This is a genomic window from Arenibacter palladensis (assembly GCF_900129275.1).
In the GTDB taxonomy this organism is placed as follows: domain Bacteria; phylum Bacteroidota; class Bacteroidia; order Flavobacteriales; family Flavobacteriaceae; genus Arenibacter; species Arenibacter palladensis.
In genome coordinates this window covers 221,957-237,981 of sequence record NZ_FQUX01000006.1, presented here as the reverse complement: position 1 = coordinate 237,981, position 16,025 = coordinate 221,957, and the positions used below count along the sequence as shown (strand labels likewise).

Genomic DNA, 16,025 nt, shown 5'->3' with positions numbered 1-16,025 from the left:
TTTGTTCATTTTTGGTTGAATCGATAAAAGTAGTACAAAGTATTTAAATGGCTAAAAAAGATAAGGAATTTTAATCAAGTTTAAGAATAAAACATATTTTGTGATACTTTTTAATCTTTCACAAAATGGTCAGTGCAATACTTTTAAAATTAATATCTTGGTAAATTATTTACTTAAAAGACCTGTGTTTAAAAAAAGATTGTCGCAATGCCGCCAATAAAGTAATGTTTTATTTTTAAAAATAATATTAATGAGTTTGACTTTAGAAAATACTTGGAGATGGTACGGACCCAAAGATCCTGTTTCTTTGATGGATATTAAACAGTCCGGAGCTACTGGTGTGGTTACTGCCCTACATCATATTTCCAATGGGGAGGTTTGGCCTGTAGAGGAAATTAAAAAGAGAAAGGCGGAGATTGAGGCGGTGGGCCTTACCTGGTCTGTGGTAGAAAGTGTTCCCATTCATGAAAGTATTAAGACACAACAAGGCGATTTCCAAAAGTATGTGGAAAACTATAAGACCACCATCACCAATTTAGGATCCTGTGGGATTGATACCATCTGTTATAACTTTATGCCGGTATTGGATTGGACGCGTACCAACTTGGATTATGAATTGGAAGACGGGTCTACCGCTTTGAGATTTGAAAAGGATGCCTTTGCGGCCTTTGAACTCTTTTTATTAAAACGTCCTGGGGCTGAAAAAGCGTATACTGTGGAAGAGCAGAAAGCGGCCAAGGAATATTTGGAAAAAACTTCGGAGAAGGATCAAAAGAAATTGGTCAAGAATATTATAGCTGGACTGCCTGGGGCGGAAGAGGGCTATAGTTTAAAGGAGTTTAATCAGATTTTGGCAACCTATGACCAAATTGGTGCCAAGGAACTTAAGCAACATCTGTTCTCCTTTTTGCGAAGTATAATTCCTATAGCCGAAAAAGCAGGGGTGCGTATGTGCATACATCCAGATGACCCTCCATATCCAATTTTAGGATTGCCAAGGGTAGTAAGTACGGAGCAGGACATACTGGATCTTTATAATGCAGTGGATAGTCCCAACAACGGACTCACTTTTTGTACCGGGTCATTTGGGGTTAGGGCCGATAATGATTTGGTAGGCATGGTAAAGCGCTTGGGGCATCGCATTCATTTTATGCACTTGAGAAGTACGCAGCGAGATGAAAAGGGTAATTTTCATGAGGCCGATCATTTGGCCGGGGATGTAGACATGTTCGGGGTGCTAAGAGCTTTGGTGGAAGAGCAACAGAAGAGAAGTGCTGCAGGAAGAAAGGATTTGAGGATGCCGATGCGGCCAGATCACGGTCATAAAATGTTGGATGACCTTAAGAAGAAAACAAACCCTGGATATTCTGCCATAGGAAGGCTTAGGGGTCTTGCAGAGTTAAGGGGGCTGGAATTGGGAATAAGAAGATCCCTATAAAATAAACCAACCTTCCTTTTCTGGGAAAAAGATATTTGGAACTACAAAAAAAACCTCTGATTTTCAACAATCGGAGGTTTTACTTTTTTAATGCGCCAAAGATAGGCAAATCATAAAAGTGGTTATTAGCTCCGTATTCTTTTAATCAGGGCCAATGTTTCCCTTACCGATTTTTCCAAACCACTGTAATCCTTGTTTTCCACTACCGATTTACTGATTAGGTTGGAGCCCATACCTACACAGGTAACCCCTGCATTGAACCATCCTTTTAAATTGGATTCTTCCAAGGTTACACCGCCCGTTGGCATAACACTGGTCCATGGTTGTGGGCCTTTAATAGCTTTTACGAAGTCTGGTCCAAAATTGGCACCAGGGAATAATTTTATAATTTCGCAGCCCATTTCTTCTGCTTTGTTAATTTCCGTAAGGGAACCACATCCCGGACTCCATAATACTTTTCTTCTGTTACAGACAATGGCAATATCCTCGCGCAGGGAAGGGGTTACAATGAAATTGGCTCCCATTTGCATATAAAGGGATGCCGCTGCCGCATCGGTTACCGATCCTACACCTACGGCCATTTCCGGCAATTCCTTAATGACGAATTTATTTAGTTCGGCAAAAACTTCATGGGCGAAATCCCCGCGTGCCGTGAATTCTATTAATCGGGCACCACCATTATAGCAGGCTTTTAATATTTTTTTTCCTAAGTCCACATCTGGATGATAGAATAAGGGTACAAGACCCGTTTCTTTCATTAATGCAGCTACTTCAATTCTTGAAAACTGTGACATAAGTTTATATGTTTTACCTGCTTACTTTTCCAGAGGAATTTCCTCCTGCCAATTGCTCAATTTCTTCAAGTGTGGCCAAGTTGAAATCTCCCGTAATCGTATGCTTGATACAGCATGCGGCCGCAGCAAAATCTATTGTTTTTTGATTATCTATTTTATCCTGTAAGAGTCCATATATCAAGCCTCCCATAAAGGCATCGCCACTTCCTACCCGGTCAACAACAGGGGTTACCTCCCTGATTTTTGCATAGTGTATTTTTTTTCCGTCATATAAAATACCGCCTATTTTTTGATGGGAGGCATTTACGGAATAACGCAAAGTTGTAGCTACATAACTAAGGTCTGGAGAGCCTTTGTAAAGTAGGTCGTACAGTTCAGGTAAGGAGTCCATATCCTGATAGTCCGGGTCCTGTGGTTCTTGCCCTGTCATAAAAAAGGCCGTGTCCAAATCCCCTAAAATAACATTGCTGTACTTTAAAAGTTCAGGCATTATATCTTTTGGCTCTTTTCCGTATTTCCATAATTTGGAACGATAATTCAAATCCGATGAAATGGTAATCCCCATTTTATGGGCAGCTTTGACGGCCTCCAAACATACGGCTGCAGCCTTACTGGAAATTGCGGGGGTAACCCCACTCCAATGAAACCAATCGGCATCCTTAAATACTGCTTTCCAATCTATGCTATTCGGCTCTATTTCCGCAATGGCGCTATTGGCCCTATCATAGACTACCTTGCTCCCCCTAGTTCCGGCACCTGTTTCCAAAAAATAAATTCCGAGACGGTCTCCCCCAAACTGTATGTTGGTGGTGGCCACGTTATGTTTTCTAATTTCCTGAAGGGCGCATTCCCCTATGTCATTTTTTGGCAAACGCGTAACGAATTCGGCATTAAAACCATAATTGGCCAAGGATACCGCTACATTAAACTCTCCACCTCCATAGGTAGCGTTAAAATTGGTGGCTTGTGAAAACCGAAGGTGTCTTTCGGTCGACAGCCTTAGGAGAATCTCCCCGAAAGTGATGACTTTCTTCATACTAAATTTTTTGTTTGCTGGATAAATGTACCAAAGTAAAACGAAAACCCGAAAAGAAAATACATTTAGACAATTATAACTATTATCCTGTTTTTTGTTTTGGGAATAATCCTGAATGTTAAATAAAAGTATAATCAGGAGGTAAGTTAAAGAAAAATGCATCAATTTGCGGATTTTCAACCAATTTGGAATGCTGATTGATAACAATAATATTTTCTGGATATTGCCTTAAACAAACAAGGGGAGTCCTACATCAAACAATTTAAAATAACGAATGAAAACTATAGTATTAATATTTTGTTGCCTATTTATCTTTGAAGGCTGCGCCTCCCAGTCCTCGCCTGAACTGATCAATTCCGAAATGGAGGTTGTAACCTCGGAAACCCTTAGGTATTATCTATATTACCCGGGTAATTATGAGGTAAATCCGGAGGAGAAGTTCCCCCTGTTACTATTTTTACATGGCGGGGGAGAATCCGGGGGCAATTTAAAATCCGTGAAGCGAAATGGCCCTCCAAAACTTATTTCCGGAGGCAAGAAATTTCCTTTTCTCATCTTGGCACCACAGAATCCAGAAGAAAAAATGTGGTGGAACACCAGGGCTGTTAACCGACTCTTGGATAGTATCGTTGCCACTAATAAAGTGGACGAAAATAGAATATACCTAACCGGTCTTAGTAGGGGTGGGGGTGCGGCCTGGGAAATGGCCGTGCAATATCCGGATAAATTTGCCGCTTTGGCCGTGGTTTGCGGAATGACTCCTGTGCCCTATGCCTCCTGGATAAATAAAAATTTACCCATCAAGGTCTTTCATGGTGACCAGGATAAGTCGATACCCATATCGGAATCCATTGAAATGGTGGCCAAATTAAAGGAAATGGGATACAATGTGGATTTTACCGTTTACAAGGGAGTAGGTCATAATGCTTGGGACAGGGCCTATGAAAACAATGAACTATACGATTGGTTTTTGGCGCAGAAAAAGCAGGTCCCGGTTGAAAATTAACAGTTTAATGGGCGTAGAACTTTGATTAAATCTAGGATAATTGAATTCAATTGTTGTATTTTTCAAGACTGAACAATATTTGCACTGTATGACCCGAAATATGTGCCTTAGGCTTTCTTTTTATAATCTATTTTTATTGATGGCAATTATCCTATTTTCTTGCTCCGATATAAAAGGTCAGAAAAGCGACCATAAGTATACCAATGATCTTATAAATGAGACCAGCCCCTATTTATTGCAGCATGCCCATAATCCGGTAAATTGGAGGCCTTGGAGTCCAAGTGCTTTGGAAGATGCCAAAAAAGAGGACAAACTGGTATTGGTAAGTGTTGGTTATTCTTCCTGTCATTGGTGCCACGTTATGGAAGAGGAGACCTTTGAAGATGAGGAAGTGGCCAAATTGATGAATGAAAACTTTATAAATATTAAAGTAGATAGGGAGGAGAGACCCGATGTAGACCACGTATATATGACTGCTTTGCAGCTTATTAAAGGGAACGGAGGTTGGCCTCTGAACGTAATTACCCTGCCCAATGGCAAGCCCATTTATGGGGGTACTTACCATACCAAGGAACAGTGGAGCCAAGTTTTGTCAGAAGTAAGCAAACTATATAAGGAGGATCCCAAAAAGGCCAATGAATATGCCGATATGGTAGCTAAAGGCATTCAGGAAGTAAATATAATTCAGCCGGTATCCGACTTGGGGATGCTGACTCCTGAGGTCCTAAAAAATAGCGTTGATAAATGGAAGGATAGCTGGGACCTAAAATGGGGCGGAAATAAAGGGTCGCAGAAATTTATGATTCCTGTAAATCTGGATTTCTTGTTGGATTATGCCATTTTAACAGAGGATAATGATGCCAAGGATTTTGTTAAAACCACCTTGGATAGAATTGCTTGGGGAGGTGTTTATGATCATATAGCGGGCGGGTTCTATAGGTATAGTACCGATGCGCAATGGAAGGTGCCACATTTTGAAAAAATGCTATATGACAATGCTCAATTATTGAGCCTTTATTCCAAAGCCTATAAGGTGTTTAAGGAACCTATGTATAAGAAGGTTGTAGAGGAGACTATTGCTTTTTTGGATAGGGAGATGAAAAATCCAGAGGGGGGCTATTATGCAGCCATTGATGCAGACAGTGAAGGCGAGGAAGGTAAATTTTACGTTTGGAAAGAAGAGGAGTTAAAGTCGGTTTTGGGATCCGATTTTGAAACTTTTGCTAAATACTATAACATTAAACGCTCCAACATTTGGGAAAATGATTCCTATGTTCTTTTTAGGACCACCGGTGACGAGGATTTTATTAAGGAGAACGGAATCTCTTTGGAGGAGTGGGCAGAATATCAGGAACGCTGGCAAAAGAAAATTTTGACGGCAAGGAACAAAAGAATTAGGCCCAATACAGATGACAAGATCATTACCTCCTGGAACGCCCTGTTAATCAATGGATTTGTGGATGCCTACAATGTTTTTCAGGATACGGCCTATTTGAAAAAAGCCGAGGAGATATTCCGATTTATTGAAAAAAATAGTTTGGACAAAGATCAGTTGATCCATACCTACAAAAAAGGGAGTAAAAAAAGCGATGGATTTTTGGAAGATTATTCCTTTTTGGCCAATGCTTCCTTAAAATTGTACAGTACAACAATGTCCGTTTCCTATTTGGACTTTGCCAAAAAAATGAATCAAATAGCCAAGGACAAATTTGCGGATGAAAATTCTGGGATGTACAGTTTTAACTCTGATGACGAATTAATTGCCCAAATAATTAAAACCGATGATGGGGTATTGCCTTCACCCAATGCGGTCATGGCAGAAAATCTGTTTCTTTTGGGACATATAGATTATGATAAGGAAGCTACGCTAAAGGCACGGTCTATGCTTTCCTCCATGATTTCCGTATTGGAGGAAAATGCCTATAATTATTCCAAATGGAATTTCCTCCTGTTAAAAACTGCGTATCCCTTTTATGAAATTGCTGTTGTAGGCACGGATGCCAAACAGTTGTTAGTTGAATTACAACAACAAAATTTGCCCAATACCTTAATTGTGGGCAGTAGTAAGGATAGTAATATGCCCTTGTTCAAAGGGCGTTATGCGGATGATGGGACTTATATTTATGTTTGTCAGGATCATACCTGTAAGCTCCCGGTAGCTACCGCTAAGGAAGCTTTGGAGCAATTGAAGAATTTTTAAGGATAGGATTTCCATTATATAAGGGGTAGACGCAATATCACTGTTCTGGAAATTAATCCTGAATTCATATTTTTGTTAACTGTCCTTGTCTATAATATTTTATCAATTATCCATGGTTTTGTGTCAAATTACATGAATTTTCGGGTTGTTCGGATAAAAAATTTTAATTTAATATCGTTTTAAACTTATATTGAGCTTCAAAATTAATTCTCTATAGTATGCAGATAAAAGAATCATCAACTATTTATGATGTCATCATAGTTGGGTCCGGTGCCGGTGGTGGTATGGCCACAAAAGTATTGTCCGAGGCAGGTTTAAAAGTGGCCGTAGTAGAAGCGGGTCCATTTTTTGACCCTAAGAATCCGGAACAAATTACTCAGTTGAAATGGCCATATGAATCACCTCGTAGAGGTGCAAGTACCACAAGGGCATTTGGGGAATTTGATGCTGCCTATGGTGGTTGGGAAATTGAAGGGGAACCCTATACCCAAAAAAATGGATCTAAATTTTCATGGTTTAGGTCAAGGATGTTGGGGGGTAGAACAAATCACTGGGGACGTATTTCCCTGCGTTTCAGTCAGCGCGATTTTAAACACAAGGATATTGATGGTCTTGGGGAAAACTGGCCTATAGGCTATGAGGATGTGAAACCTTATTATGACAAGGTAGACAAGTTAATTGGTGTTTTTGGGTCAAAAGAAGGCTTGGAAAACGAACCTGATGGATTTTTTCTTCCTGCGCCAAAACCGAGATTACATGAACTGTACTATATAGATGGTGCAAGGAAATCCAATATTCCCGTCATCCCTTCAAGGATGTCCATGGTTACAAAAAAGATAAACAACGATCGTGGGGTATGCTTTTATTGCGGACAATGTGGTAGATCTTGTCAGATATATGCCGATTTTTCGGCAGGGAGCTGTTTAATCTTCCCTGCGCAAAAAAATGGAGGCCAAATAGACCTTTTTGTGAACGCCATGGTGCGGGAGGTGACTACCAATGACGAAGGCAAGGCCACAGGAGTGCTTTATATCAACAAGGAAGATAGAAAGGAATATGGATTAAAGGGAAAAATTGTTGTGCTTGCCGCATCGGCCTGTAGTACCGCAAGAATCCTGTTGAATTCCAAAAGTAAGCAGCATCCGGCCGGACTTGGAAATAGTAGCGGTGTGGTAGGGAAATACCTGCATGACTCCACAGGGGGAGGAATGACCGGATTTGTCCCTGAATTGATGAATAGAAAGACATACAACGAAGATGGTGTAGGAGGGATGCATGTTTATACCCCTTGGTGGTTAGACAATAAGAAGCTCGATTTCGCCAGAGGTTATCACATAGAAATATGGGGTGGAATGGGGATGCCAAGCTACGGTTTCGGATTTAACCCCAATGCAATGAACGAGTTCTTTGGTGAAAAAGTTGGTGGCTATGGCAATGTCCTTAGGGAGGATGTAAAGAAATATTACGGAGCAATGATCGGTTTTGCAGGTCGTGGCGAATCTATTGCCATGGAAAGCAACTATTGTGAAATAGACCCAGGAAAAGTGGATGAATTTGGTATTCCAGTATTGCGCTTTAATTACCAGTGGTCAGATCACGAACGTCTGCAAGCCAAGCACATGCAGGAAACCTTTTCGGAAATAATCCACAACATGGGCGGACAGGTTATAGGCAAACCGGCAGGAAAGGATAGGGATTATGGTTTGCTTAATCCAGGAGAAATAATCCACGAGGTAGGTACCACAAGGATGGGAGATAATCCTAGAACTTCTGTCGTTAATAAATGGGAGCAAATGCACGATGTGGACAATGTTTTTATTGTTGATGCAGGCCCCTTTGTTTCCCAAGCGGACAAGAACCCTACATGGACCATCTTGGCCCTTGCCTGGAGAACATCAGATTATATAGTTGAGCAATTGAAAAAACAAAATATCTAGTATTATGGATAGAAGAAAAAGTATAAAATCCATTATTCTTGGAGGTGTAGCAGGTGGATTGGCAATAAATGGATGTAAGCCCGGAACAGAAGGGGAAGCTGGAGCTGCAGAAGCCCTGGTACAGGAAGAAAAACATTTTGGGAGGACCCCAGAGGAAAAGGAGTTGTTGAAAAAACTCCATGCGGAACAGTTTTTTAATGAACATGAAATGGCAACTTTGGGTGTTTTATGTGCCTTGATTTTGCCAGCTAACGGTACCTATGGCAGTGCTACCGATGCCGGGGTGCCCGATTTTATTGAATTCATGGCCAAGGATATCCCTGCTTATCAAACGCCCTTGCAAGGTGGCTTAATGTGGTTGGACCACAAAAGCAATAAAGACTACGGAGTGGAATTTAAAACGGCCACCGAGGCACAGCAGAAAGAGATTTTGGATGCCATTGCCTTTCCGGACAAAGAAAATCCAACATACGAGCAACAATTCTTTTCCCTGATTCGCAATTTAACCGTTACGGGATACTATACTTCCAAGGAAGGTATTGAGGATTTGGGGTATAAAGGTAATTCCCCTAATGTTTGGGACGGAGTACCGGAAGACGTTTTGGCCAAGCATGGGAAATCCTATGATCCCGAGTGGCTTGCCAAATGTGTGGACCAAAGTAAGCGTAACGAAATGGCAGAATGGGATGACGAAGGTAATTTGCTTACCTAGAACTTAGTAGGTTGTTTTTGGAATATAGGTAATTATATAAAATATGAAAAAATTACAGCTCCTAGGGTTATTTTTAATAACCATGATTTTTTTCGGAACTACGAATGTATCTGCCCAAGAGGTGGGGTTGCAATTGTACAGCCTAAGAAATCAGTTTAAGGAAGATATTCCAAGTACCTTGAAATTGATAAATGACTGGGGTATTACCGTTCTGGAAGGAGGGGATAGCTACGGAATGCCCGAGGAGGAGTTTAAGGGGCTGCTTGCCAAAAATAATTTAAAAGTCGTTAGTATAGGTGCCGGATACAACGATTTAGCAAATGCGCCGGAGCAGGTTGTAAAAAAAGCCAAAAGTTACGGTGCTACCTATGTGATGTGTGCGTGGATCCCCCACGATGGCAACAATTTTGATATCGTGGATACCAAAAAGGCTGTTGAGGTATTCAATAGAGCCGGAAAGATTTTAAAGGATAATGGATTAAAATTGGCATATCACGCCCATGGATTTGAATTCAGGCCCTATAAGGATGGGACCTTATTTGATTATATGGCGGAGAATGCCAAGTATTTCGATTTTGAAATGGATGTTTATTGGGTGCATCACGGAGGTGAGGATCCCCTTAAATTGCTTAGAAAGTACCCTTCCAAATTCATTTTATTGCATTTAAAGGATATGGAAAAAGGGACCAAGAAAGATAATACCGGCCACGCAGATGTGGAAACAAATGTGGTTTTGGGCACTGGAGAAGTGGATATAGCCGGAGTTGTGGCCGAAGCCAAAAAAATGGGCATAAAGTATATGTTCATTGAGGACGAATGTTCCAGGGTCGTGGAACAAGTTCCAAAGAGTTTAAGGTATTTGGAAGGTTTAAAATAATTAAGATTCCATTTGTAGATATAGACCTTAAAGGCCTCCGCTTGGAGGCCTTTTGTTTGTTCCTAAGGTTTCAATCAAAGGTTTGGAGCTGTATTTTCTATTGTCCCTTTCAAGGATGTGGCCCTAATAATGACATATTATCAATTATTGATGGTTTTATATCAAAATACATGAATTTTCAGGTTGTTTGGATAAAAAATTCTAATTTGATTTCGTTTTTAAAATTATATTGAAGTTCATAATTAATTCATTCCAAAATGCAGATAAAAGAATCCTCAGAAATTTATGATGTAATAATCGTTGGTTCGGGTGCGGGTGGCGGTATGGCCACAAAGCAATTGGCCGATGCCGGACTCAATGTTGCAGTGGTCGAGGCTGGACCATTTTTTGACCCGGCAGATCCGAAAACCATGAATCAGTTAAAATGGAATTATGAATCTCCAAGAAGGGGAGCGAATACTACTCGGGCATTTGGGGAATTTGATGCTGCCTATGGCGGTTGGGAAATTGAAGGGGAACCATATACCCGTGAGCCTGGTACCGAATTCGATTGGTTCCGATCACATATGTTGGGAGGGCGTACCAATCACTGGGGGAGGATTTCCCTTCGTTTTGGGCCAAAGGATTTTAAGGGGAAGACCAGGGATGGTCATGGTGAGGATTGGCCAATAGGCTATGAGGATGTAAAGCCATATTATGACAAGGTAGATAAACTAATAGGGGTATTTGGTACTAATGAAGGCTTGGAGAATGATCCAGATGGTTTTTTTCTACCTCCACCAAAACCCAGATTACATGAGATTTTCTATATAAATGGGGCCAAAAAAGCAGGAATACCTACTATTCCAGGTAGACTTTCCATGCTTACCAAAAGAATCAATACAGAACGTGGTGTTTGTTTCTATTGCGGACAATGTTCACGATCCTGTTCGGTCTATGCCGATTTTTCATCGGGAAGCTGTTTAATATTCCCTGCTCAAAAAAGCGGGGGGCGTATTAAATTATATGTCAATTGTGTGGTAAGGGAAGTGACTACCAACGAAGAAGGCAAGGCAACAGGGGTATCGTATATTAGTAAGGACGATAGAAAAGAGTATAAATTAAGGGGCAAGGTTGTGGTATTGGCGGCTTCCGCCTGTAGTTCTGCCCGTATTCTATTGAATTCGAAAAGTAAACAACATCCTAACGGATTGGGAAATAGCAGTGACCTGGTTGGTAAATACTTGCACGATTCCACTGGTGCCAGTAGGGCTGCTTTTGTACCGGCATTGATGAACAGAAAGGTATCGTATAATGAAGACGGAGTAGGTAGTAACCATGTATACTCTCCTTGGTGGGGTGATAACTCCAAGTTGGATTTTCCAAGGGGCTATCATATCGAAGTAGGTGGTGGCATGAAGATGCCAGGATATGGTTTTAGTTTTAACCCCAATGAGTTTAATAAATTCTTTGGACTCAAAGTTGGAGGTTATGGGGATAGCTTAAGGGACGATGTTAAAAAATATTATGGGTCCGTACTAGGTATTGCCGGAAGGGGCGAAGGTATTGCCCGTAAGGAGAATTATTGTGAGATAGACCCTACTACAGTGGATCAGTTCGGTATTCCCGTATTGAAGTTTAATTACAAATGGTCCGAATTTGAGAAAAATCAGGCCAAGCATATGCAGGACACCTTTGAGGAGATTTTCCACAATATAGGGGCAGAGCCTTTAGGGGAAAAGCCAGGTAAAGATCGCGATTATGGGCTGGAAGCTCCAGGGCGTATTATCCACGAAGTAGGAACCACTAGAATGGGCAATGATCCCAAAACATCGGTTACCAATAAATTCAATCAGTTGCACGATGTGGACAATGTGTTTATTGTAGATGCGGGACCTTTTACCTCCCAAGCGGATAAGAACTGTACCTGGACCATTTTGGCATTGTCTTGGCGCGCCAGTGATTATATTATTGAACAATTAAAACAGCAAAATATCTAGACCATGGATAGAAGAAAGAGTATACAGACAATAATTCTAGGTGCGGGCGCCTCGGCCTTGGCCTTTCATGGGTGTAAGACCGATGGCCCCGATACGGCGAAGGAAGCCGTGGCCGCGGCCGAAAACACGCATTATTTTGGTCGTACCCCCGAGGAGTTGGAGCTGATTGAAAAATTAAATGCAGAACAGCTTTTTACCGAACACGAAATGGAAACCATAGCGGTATTGAGCACCATAATACTTCCTCCCAAGGAGCCCAATGGAGGGCCAATAGAGGCGGAGGTGCCGGAATTTATAGAATTTATGGGCAAGGATATCCCTGAGTTGCAGTTGACCCTTAAAGGGGGACTAATGTGGTTGGACCATAAAAGCAATACCGATTTCGGAACCGAATTTAAATTGGCTACTTTGGACCAGCAAAAGCAGATATTGGATACCATCTGTTATCATGATATAGAAAAACCGTTGGACGTTCAACCCCTCGAAATACAATTTTTCTACCTGATGCGTGGATTAACGGTTTGTGGCTATTATTCTTCCAAGGTAGGAATTGCCGAATTGGGCTATAAAGGAAATACGCCCAATGTCTGGGATGGTGTTCCGGACGATGTGTTGGCACAGCATGGGGTGTCCTACGATCCTGAATGGGTAGCCAAATGTATTGATCAAAGTACCAGGAATGAGATCGCTACTTGGGACGAAAACGGCAACCTCTTAACCTAGTTCCATTAAAATTGGTAATAGGGAGATATAGTTAGTTATTTCAATATCCTATGAGATATATAAAAAGCCCCATTTCGGGGCTTTTTTGTTTATTTGTTGTGGGGAACCATTTGTACCCTGTAGAGTAAAGGAATAATAATTGGTACTGGAATATATGAATTGGAAGTGTACAGTTTTTAAAGGAATGGCCATTTTGGCAATGGCGCTTCATTTTGGGTGTAAAGAGACGGCTGTGAACAAGGATTTACGGAATGATGTTGAAACCGAATTGGAGGTTGTGGATACTATAAAAATAGATATCGAAAAGAAAGAAGAAAATCCAGTACCAAAACTAAAATCCCTTGAAGGCCTTGCGGATACTTTGTTTGTAAGGTTGGCCGATTATAGTGATGATTTTGTATACGACCTTCGTTATGCCACAGAAAATAATTTTTTAAAGGCCAAGGTCTACGATTGTGCGGAATGTTACACTAGGGTTAAAACGGCCAGGGCACTGCTAATGGCCAATAAGGAATTTATGGACAAAGGATTTAAAATTAAGTTTTTCGACTGTTATCGTCCCAATGACGTACAATATAAAATGTGGGCCATTGTGCCCAACCCACAATATGTAGCTAATCCCGTTAAGGGATCAATCCATAATAAAGGCGGTGCTGTTGATATTACTTTGACGACCTTGGATGGGGAAGAATTGGATATGGGAACCGATTTTGATTTTTTTGGAAAAAGGGCCTACCATGACAATTTGGATTTGCCCAAGAATATCCTGGATAATAGGCTGCTGTTAAAGGAAACCATGGAAAAACATGGATTCTGGTCCATTAGAACGGAATGGTGGCATTACAATTTGGGTACTGCCTCCAATGATAAAGTGGCCAATTTTAAATGGGATTGTGATTGAAATTGTTTAAGTGATTCCAAGATCTTTTATGTAACTCCATGTGAAATCTAGACTATAATAGTCACTTCGACAGAGCGAAGAATAAGTGACGAGAAGTCTCAAATATTAGGCTACTTAATTGTAGCTATTACATGCTGCGCACTGCCCTTATAATTTATGACAATAAACAACCATTTTTTCACCTTCAGGATTAGTGGTGAAAAACAGATAGGTTTCCCCTCCATCCTTAATTTTAAACCTTTTCCTTATTTCTGCCACGCTTATCGGAAAATTCCGAATGGTAATATTTGCTTTTTTTACGTCCAGTTTTTGTAATTCTTTTTTATTGAAGGGAATGGTCCTTACAACTTTGAACCTCCTGCCGGGAAAATCCAATAATTGGTAGTGGGTGTATAAATGAGAGTGATCATGTAATTTGTGCATATTGAATTTATCGCCTACGGTTTTAAATGCCCCAGCCTTAAGGATGGCCGAATTGGGCTCGTATAAATACTCCAAGGGATCGGAGTATTTGGATATCGCTAATTTTTCATCTTCAAGGGAAAAGCTGAACTGTTCCATGGCTGAGCCGCTTAGATTTACTGTTTTTACCAATACCTCATTTTTATAGCCTCGTTCCAATATCCATAGTATTTCCTTCACTTCATTTTTAACCGCAACAATATGTATTTCCTTAACAAAGTGCAACTCCCGTAGGCCAGCCGATAGGTCTAGAAGTGGCGAGGTTTTTATCATAATATTGTTCGCCTTGGCCAAAATAATATCTAGATTATCCGGTACATTAGGAATACAATCGGACAACAAAAAAACCTTTCCTTTGGCATTATGTCTACGGGAGGGATCAATAAATACCCAATCGAAATCGACTTCCGAGCTTTTTAAAAAATCTATGCCATCCATGGCATGGGTATGGATATTGGTCCTGTCCAAGGTCTTAAAATTGTGAGTGGCTATTTGGGACAGATCCCGGTTAATTTCACAATGATGCACCTGTCCTATATTGAAACTGAAAAAATAACTGTCAACCCCAAAGCCGCCTGTCATGTCCAGCAGAGCTGTCCCACTCATTATCCCGGCCTTGTATTGGGCGGTGTTTTCTGAGGATGTTTGTTCAATATTTAGTTTGTTGGGGTAGTAGATATTGTCTGTGCCGTACCAAGTTGGGAGCTTGTCCTTGCACCTGTTCTTGGCTTCGATTTGTTCTATAATTTCCTTGTTGGTAACACCATCCAAATTTATAGGCTTTAATAAAAGGGCAATAGGATCTGTCCCTAAATTTTCGCTTATAAAATCTTGAATTTGAGATGTTAATATGTTCTTGTTCAAGGCGGGATTATAAATTTTTTGTAAGGGATTTTACAATTTTATTCTCGGAGAAAAATTCTTTAAGGATTACTTTTATGGCCGTATAGCCTGGAACTGCTATAATCATTCCGGTTACACCTAGGAGCAGTCCTCCAATAATGATGATGAGGAAAATTTCCAAGGGGTGCGATTTTACGCTGCTCGAGAAGATAAAAGGCTGGGAGAAAAAGTTGTCTACTAATTGGCCTATAATGAACCCAATCATTACATAGCCTGTTTTGGGCAAAATAACGCTACTAAAATCGGCTCCCACATTACTGGTCATGGTTAAAACCGCCATTAATATCCCTCCAATAATGGGGCCTATATAGGGAATAAGGTTGAGAAGGGCACAGAGAAAGGCGATTACTATGGCATTTTCGATTCCAAAAACGAAAAGAACAATGGAATAAATGACAAAGAGGATCAAGATTTGGAACACTAGGCCTACAAAGTACCGGGAAAGCAAATTTTTGATGGTTTCCATGGAATGTTGAAATCTTTTTTCTTTGTTATCAGGGATTAGGGTAAGTAAGGATTCCTCGAAAAGTTTACTATCCTTTAAAAAGAAGAAGGCTATAAAGAGTACAGAAAAGAGTCCTACGCTAAAACTCCCCAATATACCGATTATGGAGTTTAGGAAATCTGGAAGTATCCCAAAGTTTAGGTTGGAAAACAAATGTGAATTTTTAATGCTTTGTTCCAAATCCTCGGATTTAACTCCGATATATTGCAGTAACTGGCGGTACAAGTCCTCCAGATTGGTCTGTAAGGCATCTATGTTGAGAAGGGATAGGTTCTGTCCCTGTTGAATAAGTAAGGGCACAAATAGGGCAATGACTCCTGCAACTACCCCAACAAGGAATATCATAGTTATGATTACTGCCACGGTATTGTTGAATTTTAATTTCTGACGAAAAAATAAAACAATGGGTCGGCCTATCAAACTGGCAACTGCCGCTATGGCTATGTATATTAAAACCGCACTAATTTTATACAGGAAAGCAAGAAGGATTACTATGGCTAGAATAACGCCCAGAGCCCTTAGAATACCTTCTGCAATGGTCTTTGAGGTCAT

General features: G+C 40.6%; 13 protein-coding genes. 9 read left to right on the top strand and 4 right to left on the bottom strand.

The genetic code is table 11. The features are described 5' to 3' along the window. The first annotated feature begins 250 nt into the window (after positions 1-250). Positions 251-1,438 carry a mannonate dehydratase gene (gene uxuA / locus BUA60_RS16520; RefSeq protein ID WP_218587938.1) on the top strand — a complete coding sequence of 396 codons (1,188 nt, stop codon included), beginning with the start codon at positions 251-253 and terminating at the stop codon, positions 1,436-1,438. Between the two features lie 125 nt (positions 1,439-1,563). Here the strand turns inward: uxuA and BUA60_RS16515 are convergent, their stop codons facing one another. Both BUA60_RS16515 and BUA60_RS16510 read right to left on the bottom strand, forming a co-directional pair. After that, positions 1,564-2,232 carry a bifunctional 4-hydroxy-2-oxoglutarate aldolase/2-dehydro-3-deoxy-phosphogluconate aldolase gene (locus tag BUA60_RS16515; RefSeq protein WP_072863581.1) on the bottom strand — a complete coding sequence of 223 codons (669 nt, stop codon included), beginning with the start codon at positions 2,230-2,232 and terminating at the stop codon, positions 1,564-1,566. Between the two features lie 13 nt (positions 2,233-2,245). Then, the gene (locus BUA60_RS16510; RefSeq protein WP_072863754.1) at positions 2,246-3,268 is read right to left on the bottom strand and encodes a sugar kinase; all 1,023 of its coding nucleotides are present in this window, start codon (positions 3,266-3,268) and stop codon (positions 2,246-2,248) included. A gap of 274 nt (positions 3,269-3,542) precedes the next feature. On the opposite strand from BUA60_RS16510, the gene BUA60_RS16505 reads away from it, so the two are divergent. The 8 genes from BUA60_RS16505 to BUA60_RS16470 all read left to right on the top strand — a co-directional run bounded on the left by BUA60_RS16505 (position 3,543) and on the right by BUA60_RS16470 (position 13,603). Next, the gene (locus BUA60_RS16505; protein WP_072863579.1) at positions 3,543-4,274 is read left to right on the top strand and encodes a carboxylesterase family protein; all 732 of its coding nucleotides are present in this window, start codon (positions 3,543-3,545) and stop codon (positions 4,272-4,274) included. Between the two features lie 139 nt (positions 4,275-4,413). After that, complete coding sequence (locus tag BUA60_RS16500; protein WP_072863752.1) at positions 4,414-6,474, top strand: thioredoxin domain-containing protein; 2,061 nt, start codon at positions 4,414-4,416, stop codon at positions 6,472-6,474. A 218-nt stretch (positions 6,475-6,692) separates the two neighbouring features. After that, positions 6,693-8,411, top strand: a complete 1,719-nt coding sequence (locus tag BUA60_RS16495; RefSeq protein ID WP_072863577.1) for a GMC family oxidoreductase — start codon at positions 6,693-6,695, stop codon at positions 8,409-8,411. A 4-nt stretch (positions 8,412-8,415) separates the two neighbouring features. Continuing rightward, positions 8,416-9,123, top strand: coding sequence for a gluconate 2-dehydrogenase subunit 3 family protein (locus BUA60_RS16490; protein ID WP_072863575.1), 708 nt, complete (start codon positions 8,416-8,418; stop codon positions 9,121-9,123). A 43-nt stretch (positions 9,124-9,166) separates the two neighbouring features. Beyond that, positions 9,167-10,000, top strand: a complete 834-nt coding sequence (locus BUA60_RS16485; protein ID WP_072863573.1) for a sugar phosphate isomerase/epimerase family protein — start codon at positions 9,167-9,169, stop codon at positions 9,998-10,000. A 257-nt stretch (positions 10,001-10,257) separates the two neighbouring features. Further along, a complete protein-coding gene (locus BUA60_RS16480) occupies positions 10,258-11,979 on the top strand; it encodes a GMC family oxidoreductase (RefSeq protein WP_072863571.1) in 1,722 nt (573 codons plus the stop codon). Positions 11,980-11,982: 3 nt separating this feature from the next. Continuing rightward, positions 11,983-12,702, top strand: coding sequence for a gluconate 2-dehydrogenase subunit 3 family protein (locus BUA60_RS16475; RefSeq protein ID WP_072863569.1), 720 nt, complete (start codon positions 11,983-11,985; stop codon positions 12,700-12,702). 154 nt (positions 12,703-12,856) lie between these two features. Then, positions 12,857-13,603 (top strand): M15 family metallopeptidase, encoded by a 747-nt coding sequence (locus BUA60_RS16470; protein ID WP_245802568.1) that lies wholly within the window; start codon positions 12,857-12,859, stop codon positions 13,601-13,603. A gap of 147 nt (positions 13,604-13,750) precedes the next feature. On the opposite strand, the gene BUA60_RS16465 is transcribed toward BUA60_RS16470, so the two are convergent. Beyond that, entirely contained in the window at positions 13,751-14,929 is a 1,179-nt protein-coding gene (locus tag BUA60_RS16465; RefSeq protein WP_072863565.1) for a THUMP-like domain-containing protein, read from the bottom strand. Between the two features lie 7 nt (positions 14,930-14,936). Next, a complete protein-coding gene (locus BUA60_RS16460) occupies positions 14,937-16,025 on the bottom strand; it encodes an AI-2E family transporter (RefSeq protein ID WP_072863563.1) in 1,089 nt (362 codons plus the stop codon).

Bases quoted from the DNA above. Each gene is read 5' to 3' on its own strand.
- BUA60_RS16490 (WP_072863575.1), top strand. From the start codon at position 8,416: ATGGATAGAAGAAAAAGTATAAAATCCATTATTCTTGGAGGTGTAGCA.
- BUA60_RS16475 (WP_072863569.1), top strand. From the start codon at position 11,983: ATGGATAGAAGAAAGAGTATACAGACAATAATTCTAGGTGCGGGCGCC.
- BUA60_RS16510 (WP_072863754.1), bottom strand. From the start codon at position 3,268: ATGAAGAAAGTCATCACTTTCGGGGAGATTCTCCTAAGGCTGTCGACC.
- BUA60_RS16470 (WP_245802568.1), top strand. From the start codon at position 12,857: ATGAATTGGAAGTGTACAGTTTTTAAAGGAATGGCCATTTTGGCAATG.
- BUA60_RS16500 (WP_072863752.1), top strand. From the start codon at position 4,414: ATGGCAATTATCCTATTTTCTTGCTCCGATATAAAAGGTCAGAAAAGC.
- BUA60_RS16485 (WP_072863573.1), top strand. From the start codon at position 9,167: ATGAAAAAATTACAGCTCCTAGGGTTATTTTTAATAACCATGATTTTT.
- uxuA (WP_218587938.1), top strand. From the start codon at position 251: ATGAGTTTGACTTTAGAAAATACTTGGAGATGGTACGGACCCAAAGAT.
- BUA60_RS16495 (WP_072863577.1), top strand. From the start codon at position 6,693: ATGCAGATAAAAGAATCATCAACTATTTATGATGTCATCATAGTTGGG.
- BUA60_RS16505 (WP_072863579.1), top strand. From the start codon at position 3,543: ATGAAAACTATAGTATTAATATTTTGTTGCCTATTTATCTTTGAAGGC.
- BUA60_RS16480 (WP_072863571.1), top strand. From the start codon at position 10,258: ATGCAGATAAAAGAATCCTCAGAAATTTATGATGTAATAATCGTTGGT.
- BUA60_RS16515 (WP_072863581.1), bottom strand. From the start codon at position 2,232: ATGTCACAGTTTTCAAGAATTGAAGTAGCTGCATTAATGAAAGAAACG.
- BUA60_RS16460 (WP_072863563.1), bottom strand. From the start codon at position 16,025: ATGACCTCAAAGACCATTGCAGAAGGTATTCTAAGGGCTCTGGGCGTT.